At 65.9% G+C, this 16,572-nt stretch carries 15 protein-coding genes; 7 read left to right on the plus strand and 8 right to left on the minus strand.

The genetic code is table 11. From position 1 onward, the window contains the following. Positions 1–23: 23 nt before the first annotated feature. The 5 genes from AABF56_RS19850 to AABF56_RS19870 form a co-directional block, all read right to left on the minus strand. Complete coding sequence (locus AABF56_RS19850) at positions 24–983, minus strand: 2-hydroxyacid dehydrogenase (RefSeq protein WP_272807255.1); 960 nt, start codon at positions 981–983, stop codon at positions 24–26. 70 nt (positions 984–1,053) lie between these two features. After that, positions 1,054–2,688, minus strand: a complete 1,635-nt coding sequence (locus tag AABF56_RS19855) for an ABC transporter ATP-binding protein (RefSeq protein WP_272807256.1) — start codon at positions 2,686–2,688, stop codon at positions 1,054–1,056. After that, positions 2,685–3,824, minus strand: a complete 1,140-nt coding sequence (locus tag AABF56_RS19860; RefSeq protein ID WP_272807257.1) for an ABC transporter permease — start codon at positions 3,822–3,824, stop codon at positions 2,685–2,687. Before AABF56_RS19860 ends, AABF56_RS19855 begins: the two co-directional genes overlap by 4 nt. Next, complete coding sequence (locus AABF56_RS19865; protein ID WP_133035466.1) at positions 3,824–4,903, minus strand: microcin C ABC transporter permease YejB; 1,080 nt, start codon at positions 4,901–4,903, stop codon at positions 3,824–3,826. Before AABF56_RS19865 ends, AABF56_RS19860 begins: the two co-directional genes overlap by 1 nt. A 152-nt stretch (positions 4,904–5,055) precedes the next feature. Beyond that, positions 5,056–6,906: an extracellular solute-binding protein gene (locus AABF56_RS19870; protein WP_272807258.1), complete on the minus strand. Its 1,851-nt coding sequence runs from the start codon at positions 6,904–6,906 to the stop codon at positions 5,056–5,058. Positions 6,907–7,103: 197 nt separating this feature from the next. On the opposite strand from AABF56_RS19870, the gene mepA reads away from it, so the two are divergent. The 6 genes from mepA to AABF56_RS19900 all read left to right on the plus strand — a co-directional run bounded on the left by mepA (position 7,104) and on the right by AABF56_RS19900 (position 13,401). Continuing rightward, positions 7,104–8,159 (plus strand): penicillin-insensitive murein endopeptidase, encoded by a 1,056-nt coding sequence (mepA, locus tag AABF56_RS19875; protein ID WP_288084558.1) that lies wholly within the window; start codon positions 7,104–7,106, stop codon positions 8,157–8,159. Positions 8,160–8,415: 256 nt separating this feature from the next. Continuing rightward, a complete protein-coding gene (locus AABF56_RS19880; protein ID WP_244770361.1) occupies positions 8,416–8,796 on the plus strand; it encodes a methylglyoxal synthase in 381 nt (126 codons plus the stop codon). A 50-nt stretch (positions 8,797–8,846) separates the two neighbouring features. Continuing rightward, positions 8,847–9,872 carry a glucokinase gene (locus tag AABF56_RS19885; protein ID WP_272807260.1) on the plus strand — a complete coding sequence of 342 codons (1,026 nt, stop codon included), beginning with the start codon at positions 8,847–8,849 and terminating at the stop codon, positions 9,870–9,872. A 120-nt stretch (positions 9,873–9,992) separates the two neighbouring features. Beyond that, complete coding sequence (locus AABF56_RS19890; protein WP_272807261.1) at positions 9,993–11,789, plus strand: ABC transporter ATP-binding protein; 1,797 nt, start codon at positions 9,993–9,995, stop codon at positions 11,787–11,789. A gap of 79 nt (positions 11,790–11,868) precedes the next feature. Next, positions 11,869–12,687: a 4-hydroxy-tetrahydrodipicolinate reductase gene (dapB, locus tag AABF56_RS19895; RefSeq protein WP_272807262.1), complete on the plus strand. Its 819-nt coding sequence runs from the start codon at positions 11,869–11,871 to the stop codon at positions 12,685–12,687. Positions 12,688–12,765: 78 nt separating this feature from the next. After that, positions 12,766–13,401, plus strand: coding sequence for a 2,3-bisphosphoglycerate-dependent phosphoglycerate mutase (locus tag AABF56_RS19900; protein WP_133035461.1), 636 nt, complete (start codon positions 12,766–12,768; stop codon positions 13,399–13,401). Positions 13,402–13,633: 232 nt separating this feature from the next. Here the strand turns inward: AABF56_RS19900 and AABF56_RS19905 are convergent, their stop codons facing one another. Next, positions 13,634–14,506 (minus strand): bifunctional helix-turn-helix domain-containing protein/methylated-DNA--[protein]-cysteine S-methyltransferase, encoded by an 873-nt coding sequence (locus tag AABF56_RS19905; RefSeq protein ID WP_272807263.1) that lies wholly within the window; start codon positions 14,504–14,506, stop codon positions 13,634–13,636. A gap of 124 nt (positions 14,507–14,630) precedes the next feature. After that, entirely contained in the window at positions 14,631–15,131 is a 501-nt protein-coding gene (locus tag AABF56_RS19910) for a DUF2244 domain-containing protein (protein WP_272807264.1), read from the minus strand. Between the two features lie 75 nt (positions 15,132–15,206). Between AABF56_RS19910 and nth the strand changes: the two genes are divergently transcribed. After that, positions 15,207–15,962, plus strand: coding sequence for an endonuclease III (nth, locus tag AABF56_RS19915; RefSeq protein ID WP_244770355.1), 756 nt, complete (start codon positions 15,207–15,209; stop codon positions 15,960–15,962). On the opposite strand, the gene AABF56_RS19920 is transcribed toward nth, so the two are convergent. Next, positions 15,952–16,527 carry a TetR/AcrR family transcriptional regulator gene (locus AABF56_RS19920; RefSeq protein ID WP_272807265.1) on the minus strand — a complete coding sequence of 192 codons (576 nt, stop codon included), beginning with the start codon at positions 16,525–16,527 and terminating at the stop codon, positions 15,952–15,954. The two genes, nth and AABF56_RS19920, sit on opposite strands and share 11 nt — an antisense overlap. Between the last annotated feature and the right edge of the window lie 45 nt (positions 16,528–16,572).

The following is a 16,572-nucleotide window of genomic DNA, read 5'->3' on the forward strand; positions in this document are numbered from 1 at the left end:
CGCCGGCCGGCGCAAGCGGGGTCTCAATATCCTGCGCTGCGGTCGACCAGATGCTCCAGCGGCTTGCCGCTTTCGAGCCGTTCGATCTGCACGGCGACGTGGCGGAAAAGCGCGGCGACATCGGATGCCGCCGAGGCATGCGGCGTCATGAACACCTTGTCCATCGACCAGAACGGGCTTTCGAGCGGCAGCGGCTCCTGCTCGAAGACGTCGAGCGAGGCGCCGTGCAGCGTGCCGTCGTTGAGGGAGGCGACGATATCGGCCTCCACCTGGCTGCCGCCGCGGCCGGCATTGATGAAGACCGGCGCGCCGAACGGGCCCTTGCGGCTGAGGCGGGTGAAGAGGCCGGTATTGTAGATGCCCTTCGTCTCCGGCGTCAGCGGCAGGAGGCCGACGAGGATGTCGGTCCTGCCGAGGAAGGCGTCGAGGCCGGCCTCGTCGAAGGTCTCGAAGTCCTCCACCTTGCGGCCGCTCTTCGACCAGCCGATGACGTCGAAGCCGAGCGTCTTCAGCTTCCTGGCCGAATCCTGTCCGAGCACGCCGAAACCCATGATGCCGACGGTTAGGTCCTTCGCTTCGGGCTGGGCGAGCTCGCGCCAGACGCGCGCTGCCCGCTGCGTCTCGTAGGCCTGGTGCTGGCGCAGGTGCAGCAGGCATTGCATGACCACCCACTCGCTCATGCGCGTCGTCAGCGTCTCGTCGACGAAGCGCACGAGCGGCACGTCGGGCAGGCCCGGCAGCGTCAGCACATGGTCGACGCCCGCGCCGCCGGAAAACACCACCTTCAGGTCCTTCGCCCGCGAGAAGAGATCGGCGCCCGGCTTCCAGACAACGGCATAGTCGATGCCCGAGAGGTCACGGTTGCGGTTTGCCGGATGCGAGAGATTGATCACCTCGCGGTCCGCAAAGGCGCCCTTCAGCGCGGCGGCGACCTGCTCCTGGTCGAATTTCAGATCGATGATGACAGGGCTTTTCGTCTGCATGCTGGTTCCTGCTGAAGCATTTCAGCCGAAGCGAAATCGCTTCGGCGTCGGATAATGTATAAAAAATGCCTTACTGGCGGATGCTCTCGCTGCGGACCGCTTCGAGATTGAAGGCGGCGGCCATCAGCGCCCTGGTATAGGCCTCGTGCGGCCGTTCGATGATGTCCCTGGCCGGCCCCTTCTCCACCACCTGACCGCCGCGCATGACGATGATGTCGTTGGCGAGCGCGCGCACGACCTTGAGGTCATGGCTGATGAAGAGATAGGCAAGATTGTGCTTGGCCTGCAGGTCGCGCAGGAGCTCCACCACCTGCGCCTGCACGCTCATGTCGAGCGCCGAGGTCGGCTCGTCGAGCATGACGAATTCGGGTTTCAGCACCATGGCGCGGGCGATCGCGATGCGCTGGCGCTGGCCGCCGGAGAATTCGTGCGGATAGCGCCAGCGTGTCGTGGGATCGAGGCCGGTCTCCTCCAGCGCGGCGGCGACGCGGCGGTCGCGCTCTGCCTCGGAGAGCGACGGCTCATGGACCTTCAGGCCCTCCGCGACGATATCGGCGACCGACATGCGCGGCGAGAGCGAGCCGAAGGGATCCTGGAAGACGATCTGCATGCGCCGGCGCAAGGGCCGCATCTCGCTGAAGGAATGGCCGGCAATATCCTGCCCGACGAAGGCGATGCGGCCCTTCGAGGCGATGAGCCGCGTCAGCGCGAGGCCGAGCGTCGTCTTGCCGGAGCCGGATTCGCCCACCACGCCGAGCGTGTGGCCGGCGCGCAGTTTCAGGTCGATGCCGTCGACGGCCTTCACGTGATCGACGACGCGGCGGAGAAACCCGGCCTTGATCGGGAACCAGACCTTGACGTCCTCCGCCTCGATGACGACGGGCTGGCTGTCGTCGCCCGGGCGCGGCTCGCCCTTGGGCTCGGCGGCGAGCAGGTGGCGGGTATAGGCGTGCTGCGGGCTGGAGAAGATCTCCTCCACCGGGCCGGTCTCGACGATCCTGCCCTTGGTCATCACGCAGACCCGGTCGGCGAACTTGCGGACGATGCCGAGGTCGTGGGTGATGAAGAGCATGGACATGCCGTGCTCTTCCTTCAGCGACTTCAGGAGCTCCAGGATCTGCGCCTGCACGGTGACGTCGAGCGCGGTGGTCGGCTCGTCGGCGATCAATAGCTCCGGGCGGTTGGCGAGCGCCATGGCGATCATCACGCGCTGGCGCTGGCCGCCGGACAGCTCGTGCGGATAGGCGGCGAGGCGCTTTTCCGGCTCGCGGATGCCGACCTGGTTGAGCAGTTCGAGAATTTTGGCGCGCGCGGCCGGGCCTTCGATGTCCTGGTGCAGCTTCAGGATCTCGCCGATCTGCCGCTCGATGGAGTGCAGCGGATTGAGCGAGGTCATCGGCTCCTGGAAGATCATCGTGATGTCGTTGCCGCGCACGTTCCGCAGCGTCGTATCGGAGGCCTTCAAGAGGTCCTTGCCGTTGAAATGGACCTCGCCGGAGGGGTGGCTCGCGGCCGGGTAGGGCAGCAGCTTGAGGATCGAATTCGCCGTCACGGACTTGCCGGAGCCGGATTCGCCGACAAGCGCCACGACCTCGCCGCGCCGGATGTCGAAGGAGACGCGGTCGACGGCGAGCGTGGTGTTGCCGCCCTGGTGGAAGGCGACGGAGAGGTCGCGGACGGACAGGATGGTTTGGGGATCGCTCACCGGAAGGTCTTCCTCGGATCGAAGGCGTCGCGCGTCGCTTCGCCGACGAAGATCAGCAGCGACAGCATGACGGACATGACGACGAAGGCGGTGAGGCCGAGCCACGGCGCCTGGAGATTGTTCTTGCCCTGCGCGACCAGCTCCCCGAGCGAGGGCGAGCCCGGCGGCATACCGAAGCCGAGGAAGTCGAGCGAGGTGAGCGTGGTGATCGAGCCCGACAGGATGAAGGGCAGGAAGGTCAGCGTCGCCACCATGGCGTTCGGCAGGAGGTGCCGGTACATGATCGTGGCATTGCCGACGCCGAGCGCGCGTGCCGCCCGCACATATTCGAAATTCCGCGCGCGCAAGAATTCGGCGCGCACCACGCCGACGAAGCCGACCCAGGAGAAGAGCAGCATGATGCCGAGCAGGATCCAGAAGCCGGGCGGCAGGATGGCGGCGATGATCAGCAGGATGTAGAGCACCGGCATCGAGGACCAGATCTCGATGAAGCGCTGCATCAGGAGGTCCGTCCAGCCGCCGAAATAGCCCTGCACGGCGCCGGCCGTCACGCCGACGATCGCCGAGGCGATGGTGAGCACGAGACCGAACAGCACGGAGATGCGGAAGCCGTAGATGACGCGGGCGAGCACGTCGCGCGCCTGGTCGTCGGTGCCGAGCCAGTTGAGGTTGGCGAGCGTGCAGTTCGGGTCCGCCGCGCCGCCCGGATAGCCGGCGCAGCGCTCGTCCCCGGCCATCAGCCAGAAGGGTTTCGTCGGCGCGGAATGCGGGATGTTGGAATTCGTCGTGTTGTAGGAATAGCGGATCGGCGGCCAGATCATCCAGCCATTGGCCTCGATCTCTTCCGTGATGAAGTCCGAGCGATAGTCCGTCTCGGCCAGGAAGCCGCCGAATTTCTCCTCCGGATAGTCGACAAGGACGGGAACGAGGATCTCGCCCTTGTAGGAAGCGAGGATCGGCCGGTCGTTGGCGATGAACTCGGCGAACAGGCTGAGGATGAAGATGACGAGGAAGATCCACAGCGACCAGTAGCCGCGACGGTTCGCCTTGAAATTCTCCCAGCGGCGCAGGTTCGTGGGGTTGAGCAGGCCCTTTCTCGGCGGGGCGATCGGCGTTGTCTCCGTGACGGCGCTCATCACACGTCCCTCCGCTCGAAATCGATGCGCGGGTCGACCCAGGTGTAGATGAGGTCGGAGATGAGGCTGACGACGAGGCCCATCAGCGAGAAGATGAACAGCGTCGCGAAGACGATCGGATAGTCGCGCCGCACGATGGAATCATAGCCGAGGCGGCCGAGGCCATCGAGCGAGAAGATATATTCGATGAGCAGCGAGCCGGTGAAGAAGGCCGATATGAAGGCGCCGGGGAAGCCGGCGATGATGATCAGCATGGCATTGCGGAAGACGTGGCCGTAGAGCACCTGCCGCTCGGTGAGGCCCTTGGCGCGGGCGGTGGTGACATACTGCTTCTTGATCTCGTCGATGAAGGAGTTCTTCGTCAGGAGCGTGGTCGTGGCGAAGGCGGACAAGAGCAGCGTGATCAACGGCAGCGTCATGTGCCACATGTAGTCGAGCGGCTTCTGCCACCAGGCGAGGCTGTCGAAATTGTCCGAGACGATGCCGCGCAGCGGGAACCAGTCGAGGAAGGAGCCGCCGGCGAAGAGCACGATGAGGAGGATGCCGAAGAGGAAGCTCGGCACGGCGTAGCCGATGATGATGATGCCCGAGGTCCACACGTCGAAGGCCGAGCCGTCCTTCACCGCCTTGCGGATGCCGAGCGGGATGGAGATGGCGTAGGAGAAGACGAGGATCCACACGCCGAGCGAGATGGAGACCGGCATCTTCTGGGCGATCAGGTCGACCACGGAGGTGTTGCGGAAGAAGCTCTCGCCGAAATCGAAGCGCAGATAATCCCACATCATGGTGAAGAAGCGTTCGAGCGGCGGCTTGTCGAAGCCGAACTGCTTTTCCAGCTTGGCGATGAATTCCGGATCGAGGCCGCGCGCGCCGCGATAGGCGCTGTCCTGCCCGACATCCTGCAAAACGTCGCCGCCACCGCCGGAGAGGCGGTCGCCGGAACTCTGGCTGGTGAGGTCGGAAATCACCTGCTCGACCGGGCCGCCGGGGGCGAACTGCACGATCGCGAAGGAAATCGCCATGATGCCGAAGATCGTCGGGATCATCAGCAGGATGCGTCGCAGGATATAGGCGCCCATCAGCGATTACCCGCTGCAGCCGGTTGCCGGTCTTCTCGTCTTGGCGCAGTCCCGTCGGTCAAGCCCAAACCTTCCTTCTGCCGCCGCTTCGCGCGACGGTGATTCGTCATCGCTATATGGAGCCGAGGACGCCGCACGGCGCAAGCCCCGGCTCATTTCGCGGCATTCTTCGACCACCAGACATCGGGGAACCCGAGGCTGTAATAGGGCAGCTCCGCCGGGCGGGCGAGGTGGTTCCAATAGGCGACCTGCTGGGATTTGGAATAGAACATCGGCACCAGATAGTGATGGGCGAGCAGGACGCGGTCGAGCGCATGGGTCGTCGCCACGAGCTCGGCACGGTTCGGCGCAAAGACGATGCGGCGGATCAGTTCGTCGATCGCGGGATCGGCGATGCCGGCATAGTTCTTCGAGCCCTGCTGGTCGACGGAGGCCGAACCCCAGTAATCGCTCTGCTCGTTGCCCGGCACCAGCGTCTGCGCCCAGATGCCGTAGATCATGTCATAGTCGAAGGCGCGCACGCGGTTGGTATATTGCGAGGCGTCCACCGTGCGGATGCGGGCGTCGATGCCGATGTCGTTGAGGCTCTTGACATAGGGCAGGACGGTGCGTTCCTGCGAAGGATTGGAGAGCAGGATTTCGATGCCGAAGGGCTCGCCCGTCTTGACGTTCGTCATCTTCCGGTTCTTGAGCTCGTAGCCCGCCTCCTTGAAGAGCATCATGGCCTTGCGCAGGTTCTCGCGTGTCTTCTGCGGGTCGCCGGCGACGGGATTGGTGTAGGGCGTGGTGAAGACGGCGGGCGGGACCTTGTCCTTCAGCTCCTCGAGGATTTCCTTTTCGCGCCCTTCCGGCAGGCCGGAGGAGGCCAGCTCGGTGCCCCAGAAATAGCTGTCGATGCGGTTGAGCCTGCCATAGGCGAGGTTCTTGTTGAGGCTTTCGAAGTCGTAGGCGTAGTTCAGTGCCTCGCGCACCCGCTGGTCCTTGAACCGTTCGCGGCGCAGGTTCGGCACGAAGGCCTGCATGATGCCGACGGCGCGCAGCGGGTTTTCGATCTCCTCGCGCACGATGCGGCCGTGCTTCACGGCCGGAAAATCATAGGCCGTCATCCAGTGGCTGGAGCTGTTGTCGCGGTAGAAGTCGACATTGCCGGCGCGGAAGGCCTCGAACTCCACGTTCCGGTCGCCGAAGAACGTGTAGCTGATCACGCCGAAATTGTTCTGGCCGACATTCACGTTGAGGTCCTTGGCCCAATAGTCGTCGCGCCGCTCGAAGCGGATCGAGCCGCCCGCCTGGAAGGAGGCGATCCTGTAAGGCCCGGAGCCCATGACCGGCTCCAGCGTCGTGCGGCCGATGTCGCGCTTGTTGCCCTTGGCGTCCGTTCCTTCCCACCAGTGCTTGGGCACGATCGGGAACTGGCCGAGAATGTTGGGGAGCTCCTGGTTGTTCTTCTCGTCGAAGCGGAAGGTGACGTCGCGCTCGCCGGTCTTCTCCGCGGAAATCACGTGGCGGTAGTAGTTGGCAAGAAGCGGATTGTGCTCCTTCGACTTGTCGAAGGAGAAGATCACGTCCTCGGGCGTCACCGGCTGGCCGTCGGCCCACTTCGCCTCCGGGCGCAGGCGGAAGGTGGCGTAGGCGATGTCGTCGGGATAGGAGACGGCTTCGGCGAGCAGGCCGTAGGAGGCGGTGATCTCGTCGTCGGCGGATTTCAGCAGCGTGTCGAAGACGAGGGACGTGACGCCGGTCGCGGCCTCGCCCTTCGAGAGAATGGGATTGAAGGTGTCGAATGTGCCGGTCTCGGACAGTTTCAATTCGCCGCCCTTCGGCGCGTCCGGATTGACATAGTCGAAGCGATCAAAGCCGCCCGGGCGCTTCAATTCGCCGATGGTCGAGATGCCGGTGCGCCAGACGGGCTCCTTCGCCTCCTGGGCCCTTGCACCGCTCGCGGCCGCCAGCGACAGGGCGAGGGCGATGGTGAACACGATTTTCCCGGAGGCTGCCTGCATGCCGAAATCCCTTTCGTTTCGTTTGCCGAAGCGTGAACCAGAGAATAGGCAAAATCCGGGCAAATGACAGGCCTGCCATGAAAGGGGCGGTTTTTGGCGTGCCTATTCCGGGCGACGATTCACTTCCGCGAAAGGATGATCCCTTAACCTTTCGTCAGCGATTGCGATTTTGAGACCGGACGACGCCCGTGCATTCCATGCTTTCCCGATTGACCACCTGCCTTCTTGCCGCCGGACTTGCGCTGGCCGCGCTTGTCGGGCCGCTTGCCGCCGAGGAGCGGCCGGCCAAGGAACTGTTCGGCGCCAAGCGCCTGCCGGCCAGGATGGCGGCGAGCCCCTATGGTTCCTATGCCAAGGGCTGCATTGCCGGCGCGGTGGCGATCCCGACGGACGGCCCGTCCTGGCAGGCCATGCGCCTGTCGCGCAACCGGCGCTGGGGGCATCCCGACATGATCGCGCTCATCGAGCGGTTCTCGCAGGATGCGCAGAAGCTCGGCTGGCCGGGACTGCTACTCGGCGATATTTCCCAGCCGCGCGGCGGGCCGATGCTGTCGGGCCATGCCTCGCACCAGGTCGGGCTCGACGCCGACATCTGGTTCACGCCCATGCCCGACCGCCGGCTTTCGGCCGAGGAGCGCGAAAAGCTGCCCTTCACCTCCATGCTCGACAAGAGCAAGTTCCTGACGGTCGATTCGCGCCGCTGGACGTCTACGCATGCCCGGCTGGTCATGAAGGCGGCGAGCTACCCGCAGGTCGAGCGCGTCTTCGTCAACCCGGCCATCAAGAAGAAGCTGTGCGAGACCTGGCAGGGCGACCGCGCGCTGCTCGGCAAGGTGCGGCCGATCTACGGCCATGACGAGCATTTCCATATCCGCATCAAGTGCCCGGAAGGCGCGGCCGGCTGCAAGCCGCAGGCCCGCGTGCCGGCCGGCGACGGCTGCGACCAGTCGCTCGCCTGGTGGTTCACCAAGGAGCCGTGGGCAAAGCCCACGCCGAAGAAGGACGCCAAGCCCGTCAAGCCGCGCTACGTCAAGCTCTCCGACCTGCCGAACGCCTGCAGCACGGTGCTTGCCAGTGCTTCGCCCGCCTCCGAGCAGGAAGTGACCTATCAGGGCAATGGCGGTGTTTCCTCCACCGCGCTCGCCTTCTCCGGCGGCGGCCAGAGCCCGGCGGCCTCCATCGAATCGGTGATCGCCGCCGACACTCTGCTGCCGGCCATCGTGCCGATCCCGATCCCGCGGCCGTTCCAGTAGCGCTGCATAGCCCTGCACGCCCCTCATCCGGCTGCCGCCACCGTCTTCCCGCAAGCGGGGCGAAGGGAAGGAGGCACCCTTTTCCTAAGTAATCAGCATTGGATGGGAAGGAATGCCTTTCCGCATATCTCTTCGCCCCGCCTGCGGGGAGAAGGTGCCGGCAGGCGGATGAGGGGCGTGCAGGGCCGGGGCTTTTCAAGACCCCGCTGCTTTTGTATAAGGCGATCAAATCGATTTAAAATCGCGGGGAACGCCCATGTCGCGCCAGAAATGCATCGCGCTCATCGCGCATGACGAGAAGAAGGACGACATGGCCGCCTTCGCGCTTAAGAACGAGAAGGTGCTGGCGCAGGCGAAGATCGTCGCGACCGGCACGACGGGCGGCCGGGTGCTGGAGGCCTGCCCGGGCCTCGACGTCACCCGCCTCAAGAGCGGCCCGCTCGGCGGCGACCAGCAGATCGGCGCGCTGATCGCGACGGGCGAGGTCGATCTCCTCATCTTCTTCGTCGACCCGCTGACCCCCATGCCGCACGACGTCGACGTCAAGGCGCTGATGCGGCTCGCCATCGTCTACGACATTCCGATGGCGCTGAACCGCGCGACCGCCGAACATCTGCTCGACTTTGCCGCCGTTTGACGGCACGTTCACCGGAAACCACCTCCACGCGAAATGAACGGGACAGCCTGATGGTACGGCCGAACGACAGCGAAACGAACTTCCCCTTTCCCATCCTGATCGGCGATATCGGCGGCACCAATGCGCGCTTTGCGCTGCTGGTCGATGCCTTCGCCGAGCCGAAGCAGTTCCCGATCGTCCAGACGGCCGATTTCAAGAATATCGATGACGCGCTCCAGCAATGCATCCTCGACACGACCTCGGTGCAGCCGCGTTCGGCCATTCTCGCGCTCGCCGGCCCCATCGAGGGCGACGAGGTGCCGCTGACCAACTGCCCCTGGGTCGTGCGCCCGCGCGACATGATCGCCAATCTCGGCTTCGACGACGTGCTGCTCGTCAACGATTTCGAGGCGCAGGCGCTCGCCATCGCCTCGCTCGGCGAGGGGGACCGCGAGAAGATCGGCCCCGGCACCGAGCGGCACGCCGCCTCGCGCACGGTGCTCGGCCCCGGCACGGGGCTCGGCGTCGCCGGCCTCGTCTATGCGCGCCACAGCTGGATCCCGGTTCCGGGGGAGGGCGGGCATGTGGATGTCGGCCCGCGCAGCGAGCGCGACCATCAGATATGGCCCTTCCTCGAGCCGATCGAAGGCCGCATTTCCGCCGAGCAACTGCTGTGCGGCCGCGGCATCATGAACATCTACCATGCCGTTTCGGCCGCCGACGGTGTCGATGCCCCGCTCGAGACCCCGGCGGACGTCACCTCCAAGGCCTTGGCCCAGGAGGATCGCGCGGCGATCGAGACCGTCTCGCTGTTTTCCACCTATCTCGGCCGCGTCGCCGGGGACATGGCGATGATCTTCATGGCCAAGGGCGGCGTGTTCCTGGCCGGCGGCATCTCGCAGAAGATCCTCCCCGCCCTGCGCGGGCCGGAATTCCGCGCCGCCTTCGAGGACAAGGCGCCGCACAGCGCGCTTTTGAAGACGATCCCGACCTATGTGGTCACCCATCCGGTCGCAGCCCTTGCCGGTCTTGCCGCCTTCGCGCGCATGCCGGACCGCTTTGGTGTTGCAACCGAGGGACGCCACTGGAAAAGGTGAAGCCTCCGCAGGCGCTTCGCCGCGCCGCGGACTCGCCAAAGAGGGGCCGAGCCCCTATAGAGCGGGTCCAGCGCGGCACATCCTCCCGGTGCCGCAGGACCGTGCAGGAAAGTCAGTTTATTGGCCGATAAGAGTCGAACCGAGCGCCCACACGTCAGCTCCGACACCGTCGCCACCGTGCTCAAGCGCATCATCGCCGAAAACGGCCGCGAGCACGTCCGTGGCTATGTTCTGGCCATCCTCTGCCTCGCCGTCGTCGCCGGCACGACGGGTTTTACCGCCTGGATCATGGAATCGGTGGTCAACGAGGCCTTCGCCAACAAGCGTGCCGACCTCGTCGCCCTCATCTGCGGCTCGATCTTCATCGCCTTCGTGCTGCGCGGCTTTGCCACCTATTACCAGGCCGTCATCCTGTCGAAGATCGGCAACAACATCGTCGCGCGCTACCAGCGCCGGCTCTATTCGCACCTGATGGCGCTCAGCGTCGGCTATTTCAACGAATCGCGCTCGGCCTATCTCGCCGCGCAGATCAGCCAGAACGTCACCGGCATCCGCGATGTCCTGAACATGACGGTGACGTCGGTCGCGCGTGACTTCCTGACGCTCGTCGCCCTCATCGGCGTGATGATCTCCAAGGACTGGCTGCTGACGCTGATCGTCTTCGTCGTCGCCCCGCCGCTCCTGATCGGCCTGCGCTACGTCTCCAGGCGCCTGCGCAGCGCCACGCGCGAATCCGTCGAGCTCAACAGCCATGTGCTCGGCGCCATGCAGGAGACGATCCAGGGCATCGCCATCGTCAAGGCCTTCACCATGGAGGCGCAGCTGAAGGCCAAGGTCGAGGGCATCATCGACCGGGCCGAAAGCCGCTCCAACCGCATCGCGCGGTTGACCGAGCGCACCGCGCCCATGACCGAGACCTTCGCCGGCGCGGCCATCGCCGGCGTGCTCGCCTATGCCGCCTACCGCTCGATCTATGGCGGCGTGCTGCCGGGCGCCTTCTTCTCCTTCGTCGCGGCGCTGCTGATGGCCTACGACCCGGCAAAGCGCCTTGCCCGCCTGCAGGTCTCGCTGGAACGCGCGGTCGTCAATGCCCGCATGATCTACGAGGTCCTCGACCTGAAGCCGCGCCAGGCCGACCGGCCGGATGCAAGGCCGCTCGTCGTTTCCGATGCCACGATCACCTTCCGGGGCGTGCGCTTCGGCTATTCGGAAAACGAGGCGATCCTCAAGGGCGTGAGCTTCACCGCCGAGGGCGGCCGCACGACGGCGCTCGTCGGACCGTCCGGCGCCGGCAAGTCGACGGTCATCAACCTCATCCCGCGCTTCTACGATCCGGAAGAGGGCGAGATCCTCATCGACGGGCAGGACATCGCCCATGTGACGAAACAGTCGCTGCGCAACGCCATCGCCTATGTCTCCCAGCAGCCCTATCTCTTCGAGGGCACGATCCGCGACAATATCCGCTACGGCCGCCCCGATGCGACGGACGCGGAGATCGAGGAGGCGGCACGCCATGCCTATGCGCATGATTTCATCCTCGCCCAGCCGCTCGGCTACGACACGCCCGTCGGCGAGAACGGCGTAACGCTTTCCGGCGGCCAGCGCCAGCGGCTGTCGATCGCCCGTGCGCTGGTGCGGGGTGCGCCGATCCTCCTGCTCGACGAGGCGACCTCGGCGCTCGACACGGAATCCGAGCAGGCGGTGCAGAAGGCGCTCGACGAGGCGATGAGCGGGCGCACCGTGGTCGTCATCGCGCACCGGCTCTCCACCATCGTGCGGGCCGACAAGATCATCGTCATGCAGGGCGGAACGGTCGCCGAAGAGGGCACGCACGAGGCGCTTGCGAGCCGGGAGAACGGCCTCTACGCTCGCCTCAACAGCCTCCAGGCACCCGCCGCCGGCAGCGCGGGCAAATAGGCCGCTCCAAAACGGGCAGCCTTGCGGAAAGACAGGAACGGGAGCGCGCCGGCGCTCCGCAGAAGGGATGGAACGGGACATGAGCGGCAACGCAATGAAGCTGGTCGTCGTGGGGGCGGCGGGCCGAATGGGCCAGACGCTGATCCGCACGATCCACGCGATCGAGGGCGCGGCGGTCTTCGCGGCGGTCGAGCGCGAAGGCTCGCCCTTCATCGGCCGCGATGCGGGAGAGCTTGCCGGCCTCGGGCCGATCGGCGTTCCCGTCACCGACAAGCCGCTCGAAGCCTTCGTCGCGGCGGAGGGCGTCCTGGATTTCACGGCGCCCGCCGCAACGATCGAATTTGCCGGCCTCGCCGCGCAGGCGCGCATCGTGCATGTCATCGGCACCACCGGCTGCTCGCCGGCCGATGACGAGAAGATCAAGGCCGCCGCCCGCCACGCCCGCATCGTCAAGTCCGGCAATATGAGCCTTGGCGTCAACCTGCTCGGCGTCCTCACCGAGACCGCCGCCCGCGCGCTCGGCCCCGGCAACTGGGACATCGAGGTGCTGGAAATGCACCACAAGCACAAGGTCGATGCGCCCTCGGGTACCGCGCTGCTGCTCGGCAATGCGGCCGCGAAGGGTCGCGGCATTTCGCTTGCCGACCATTCGGTGCGCGTGCGCGACGGCCATACCGGGCCGCGCCCCGCGGGCTCGATCGGCTTTGCCACGCTGCGCGGCGGCTCCGTCATCGGCGACCATTCGGTGATGCTGGCCGGCGAGGGCGAGATCGTGACCCTGTCGCACAGCGCGACGGACCGCTCGATCTTCGCCCGCGGTGCCGTGCAGGCGGCGCTGTGGGCGCGCGACAGGAAGCCCGGCCTTTATTCCATGCTCGACGTGCTCGGGCTCAACTGATCCTTTCTTTCGTTTTCGCATCGTTCCAAAAACCGGTATCCACGTGTCGGAACGATGCCAACCATCAGGAGACAATCTATGAGCGGAACCCTCGTCCTCGTTCGGCACGGCCAGAGCGAATGGAACCTGAAAAACCTCTTCACCGGCTGGCGCGATCCGGACCTGACGGCGCTCGGCGTCGAGGAGGCCAAGACCGGCGGCAAGGCGATCGCCGAGACCGGAATCAAGTTCGATGTCGCGTTTACCTCCGATCTTTCCCGCGCGCAGAAGACGCTGTCGCTCATCCTCGACGAGATCGGCCAGCCCGGCCTGGAAACGATCCGCGACCAGGCGCTGAACGAGCGCGACTACGGCGACCTCTCGGGCCTCAACAAGGACGATGCCCGTGCCAAGTGGGGCGAGGAGCAGGTGCATATCTGGCGTCGCTCCTACGACGTGCCGCCGCCGGGCGGCGAGAGCCTGCGCGACACCGGCGCCCGCGTCTGGCCCTACTATCTCACGGAGATCCTGCCCCGCGTGCTGCGCGGCGAGAAGGTGCTCGTCGCCGCCCACGGCAATTCGCTGCGTTCGCTGGTGATGGTGCTCGACAAGCTTTCCAAGGAAGAGATCCTGAAGCTCAACCTCGCCACCGGCGTGCCGATGGTCTACGTGCTGAACGCGGATTCGACGGTGAAGTCGAAGGACGTGCTCGGGGACATGTCGGGCGCGCACTGAGCAACGGTGCGCAAGCAGGGGCGCGCGGCGGCAATCTGCTCCGCTGGCGTCCCATCGCCACCGCTCTTGCCGGCATCTCCAGCCCGCTGCCCTCTCCTTCGTCATGGTCGGGCTTGACCCGACCATCCACGCCGCAGGCGCCGCCTGGATCCTCGGGTCAAGCCCGAGGATGACGGAGGAAGTGGACGTGCATTCAAGGACAAGGCCGGCGTTTCCGCCGGCCTTTCCGTTTTCAGGCCTTGCCCGATTCCCAGCCCAGCATCGCGCGCTTGCGCGTCAGGCCCCAGTGGTAGCCCGTCAGCGCCCCGCTCTTGCCGAGCGCCCGGTGGCAGGGCACGACGAAGGAGATGGGGTTGCGGCCGACGGCGGCGCCGACGGCGCGCGAGGCGGTCGGCTGGCCGAGCTTTTCGGCGATCGACGAATAGGTGACCGCGCAGCCCATCGGAATGCGCAAGAGCGCCTCCCAGACGCGGACCTGGAAATCCGAGCCGATCAGCACGACGCGCAGCGGCGCCTTGGGATCCCAGCGCTTCGGGTCGAAGATGCGTTCCGCATAGGCGGCGGTCGCCTCTCGGTCTTCCACATAATGCGCGTTCGGCCAGCGCGATGACATGTCCTCGAAAGCGTCCATGCCGTCGGCCTCGTCGGTGAAGGCAAGGCCGGCAAGGCCGCGGTCGGTGATCATGACGAGCGCCCCGCCGAAGGGCGAGGGGTGTAGGCCGTAGCGGATCGTCAGGCCTGCGCCGCGCGCCTTCCATTCGCCGGGCGACATCGCCTCGTGCGTGACGAAGAGGTCGTGCAGCCGGCCCGGGCCGGAAAGGCCGACCTCGAAGCTCGTCTCGAGCAGCGGCAGTTCCTCCTGGCGCAGCAGCCGCTTGGCATGGTCGAGCGTCACCGCCTGCAGGAAGGCCTTCGGCGAAAGGCCGGCCCAGCGGGTGAAGGTCTTCTGCAGCTGCGTCGGCGACTGGTCGAGCCGGCCGGCGATTTCGTCGAGGCCCGGCTGTTCGCGATAGTCCTCGGTGATCAGCTCGATGACCCGGCGGACGGTCGCGTAGTCGTCGCCCTCGGGCGTGATGTCGGTCTTCAGGGTTGCGGCAATGTTCATCGTTCTTCTCCTGTGCCGCCAGAAAAGCATGCCTCCGGCGTCCCCGCCACCCGATTCCTGCTGCCGGGCCAATCGAGCGAGGACTTGCGGCGGCCCGCGTCCGGAACCGGGTGAGAACGACGGCTCAGTAGCCGCGCTTGACCCGCGCCAGCGCGCCGGAAAAGGCCGAGGCGAAGCGCTCGCGGTCGTCGAGCGGCAGGAAGGTGCCGACATCCGTCTGGCGGCCGTTGCCGCGCACATGCATGGCGGTGATGCCGATCTTCGCCTTGCGCGAGACGAGGAAGCGCGCCCAGAACGGGTTGAAGATATGTTCGGTCTCGCGGCCCGACGGGCTGATCTTGCGGATCGAGATGTTGGTGCGCGAGAGTAAGACCACCTCGCGGGCCTTCGCCGCCCGGTTGTTCAGCCAGAAGGCGCCGAAGAGCACGAGGAAATCGAGACCGAAGAACAGGACGACCGGCCAGGCGCCGGAGATCATGAAAACGGCCATGTGGGCGAAGCTGAGCACGCCCGCGATGAGGAAGAAGATGCGGTGGCCGCTCCGCCCGAGCGACCGGTAGGGGTGCAGTTCGGCGGAAAAGACCGGCAGGTCGTTCATCGTGATGTCGGCGTTGCCTTGCGTCATGGGGCATGACTATAAGCAAGTCGCGCAAAACTGTGTAGCGGTTTTGCGCGATGACATGCGTCCTGCGGAAGCACCATGGAAAACGGAACGATCAAGAAGAAAGCGGCGCCCCGGCGCAAGGCGCCGGCACGGCCGAAGAGCCTCTATTCGCAGGACGAGCTGAAGGAGATCTTCCGGCGCTTCTCCATCCAGCGGCCGGAGCCGAAGGGCGAGCTGGAGCACGTCAATCCCTTCACGCTCGTCGTCGCCGTGGCGCTGTCCGCCCAGGCGACGGATGCCGGCGTCAACAAGGCGACCCGCGCGCTCTTCAAAGTCGCCGACACGCCGGAAAAGATGCTGGCGCTCGGCGAGGAAAAGGTCCGCGACTATATCAAGACGATCGGTCTTTACCGCAACAAGGCCAAGAACGTCATCGCGCTCAGCCGGATGCTCGTCGACCGCTTCGGCGGCGAGGTGCCGCGCACCCGCGAGGAGCTGATCATGCTGCCCGGCGTCGGGCGCAAGACGGCGAATGTGGTGCTGTCCATGGCCTTCGGCGAGGCGACACTGGCGGTCGATACGCATATCTTCCGCATCGCCAATCGCCTCCGCCTCGCGCCCGGCAAGACGCCGGACGAGGTGGAGGACCGGCTGATCCGCATCATCCCGGACGAATATCTCTACCACGCGCATCACTGGCTGATCCTGCACGGGCGGTACTGTTGCAAGGCGCGCCGGCCGGAATGCGAGCACTGTATCATCGCCGATCTGTGCAAGTCGCCGGAAAAGACCTGCGACGTGCCGGCGCCGCTCGTGGAGCTGCCGCCGCAGCTTTTCGGCCCTACGCCCTGACGAGCCCGTCCAGCAGGCTGGCGACCGCGTCCTCATAGGCCTTGCGGTCCGCGCCCGTCTCGATGGCGATCGCCGCGCGGTCGAAGGCGGCGGAGATGAGGTCCGTCAGGGCCTGCAGCCTTGCTGCGTCCACGCCCTTGCCGATGAGGTCGGAAAGCCCTGCCTTCAGCGTGCCCTCGGCATTGTCCCGGTCGATCGCGCCGGCGCTTTCGAAACCGAGCACGGCGGGCGCCTCGAGCAGCAGCAGGCGCGTGCGGCCGGGCACCGCCATGGCATCGAAATAGGCGGCGGCGCCGAGCAGCAGCGCCTCGCGTGGCGAGCCGGCGGGCAGCGAGACCGTGTCGATATGGGCGGCGACGGCCTCCGCTTCGCGCTCCAGCGTGGCGCGGAACAGCGCCTTCTTGTCCTCGAAATGGTGATAGAGCGCGCCGCGCGTCACCCCGGCCTCCGCCACGATGTCGGGCGTTGCCGTGTCCGCATATCCCCTGTCCACGAAAAGCCGCCGGGCCGCCTCGATCAGCGCGAGGCGGGTCGCTTCCGTGCGCTCCTTGTTGCTGCGTGCCATTTTTCCCCTTTACATACAAACAGAATGTATGTTAATTGATAGAAA

It is taken from the genome of Shinella sp. WSC3-e (assembly GCF_945994535.1).
In the GTDB taxonomy this organism is placed as follows: Bacteria; Pseudomonadota; Alphaproteobacteria; order Rhizobiales; family Rhizobiaceae; genus Shinella; species Shinella yambaruensis.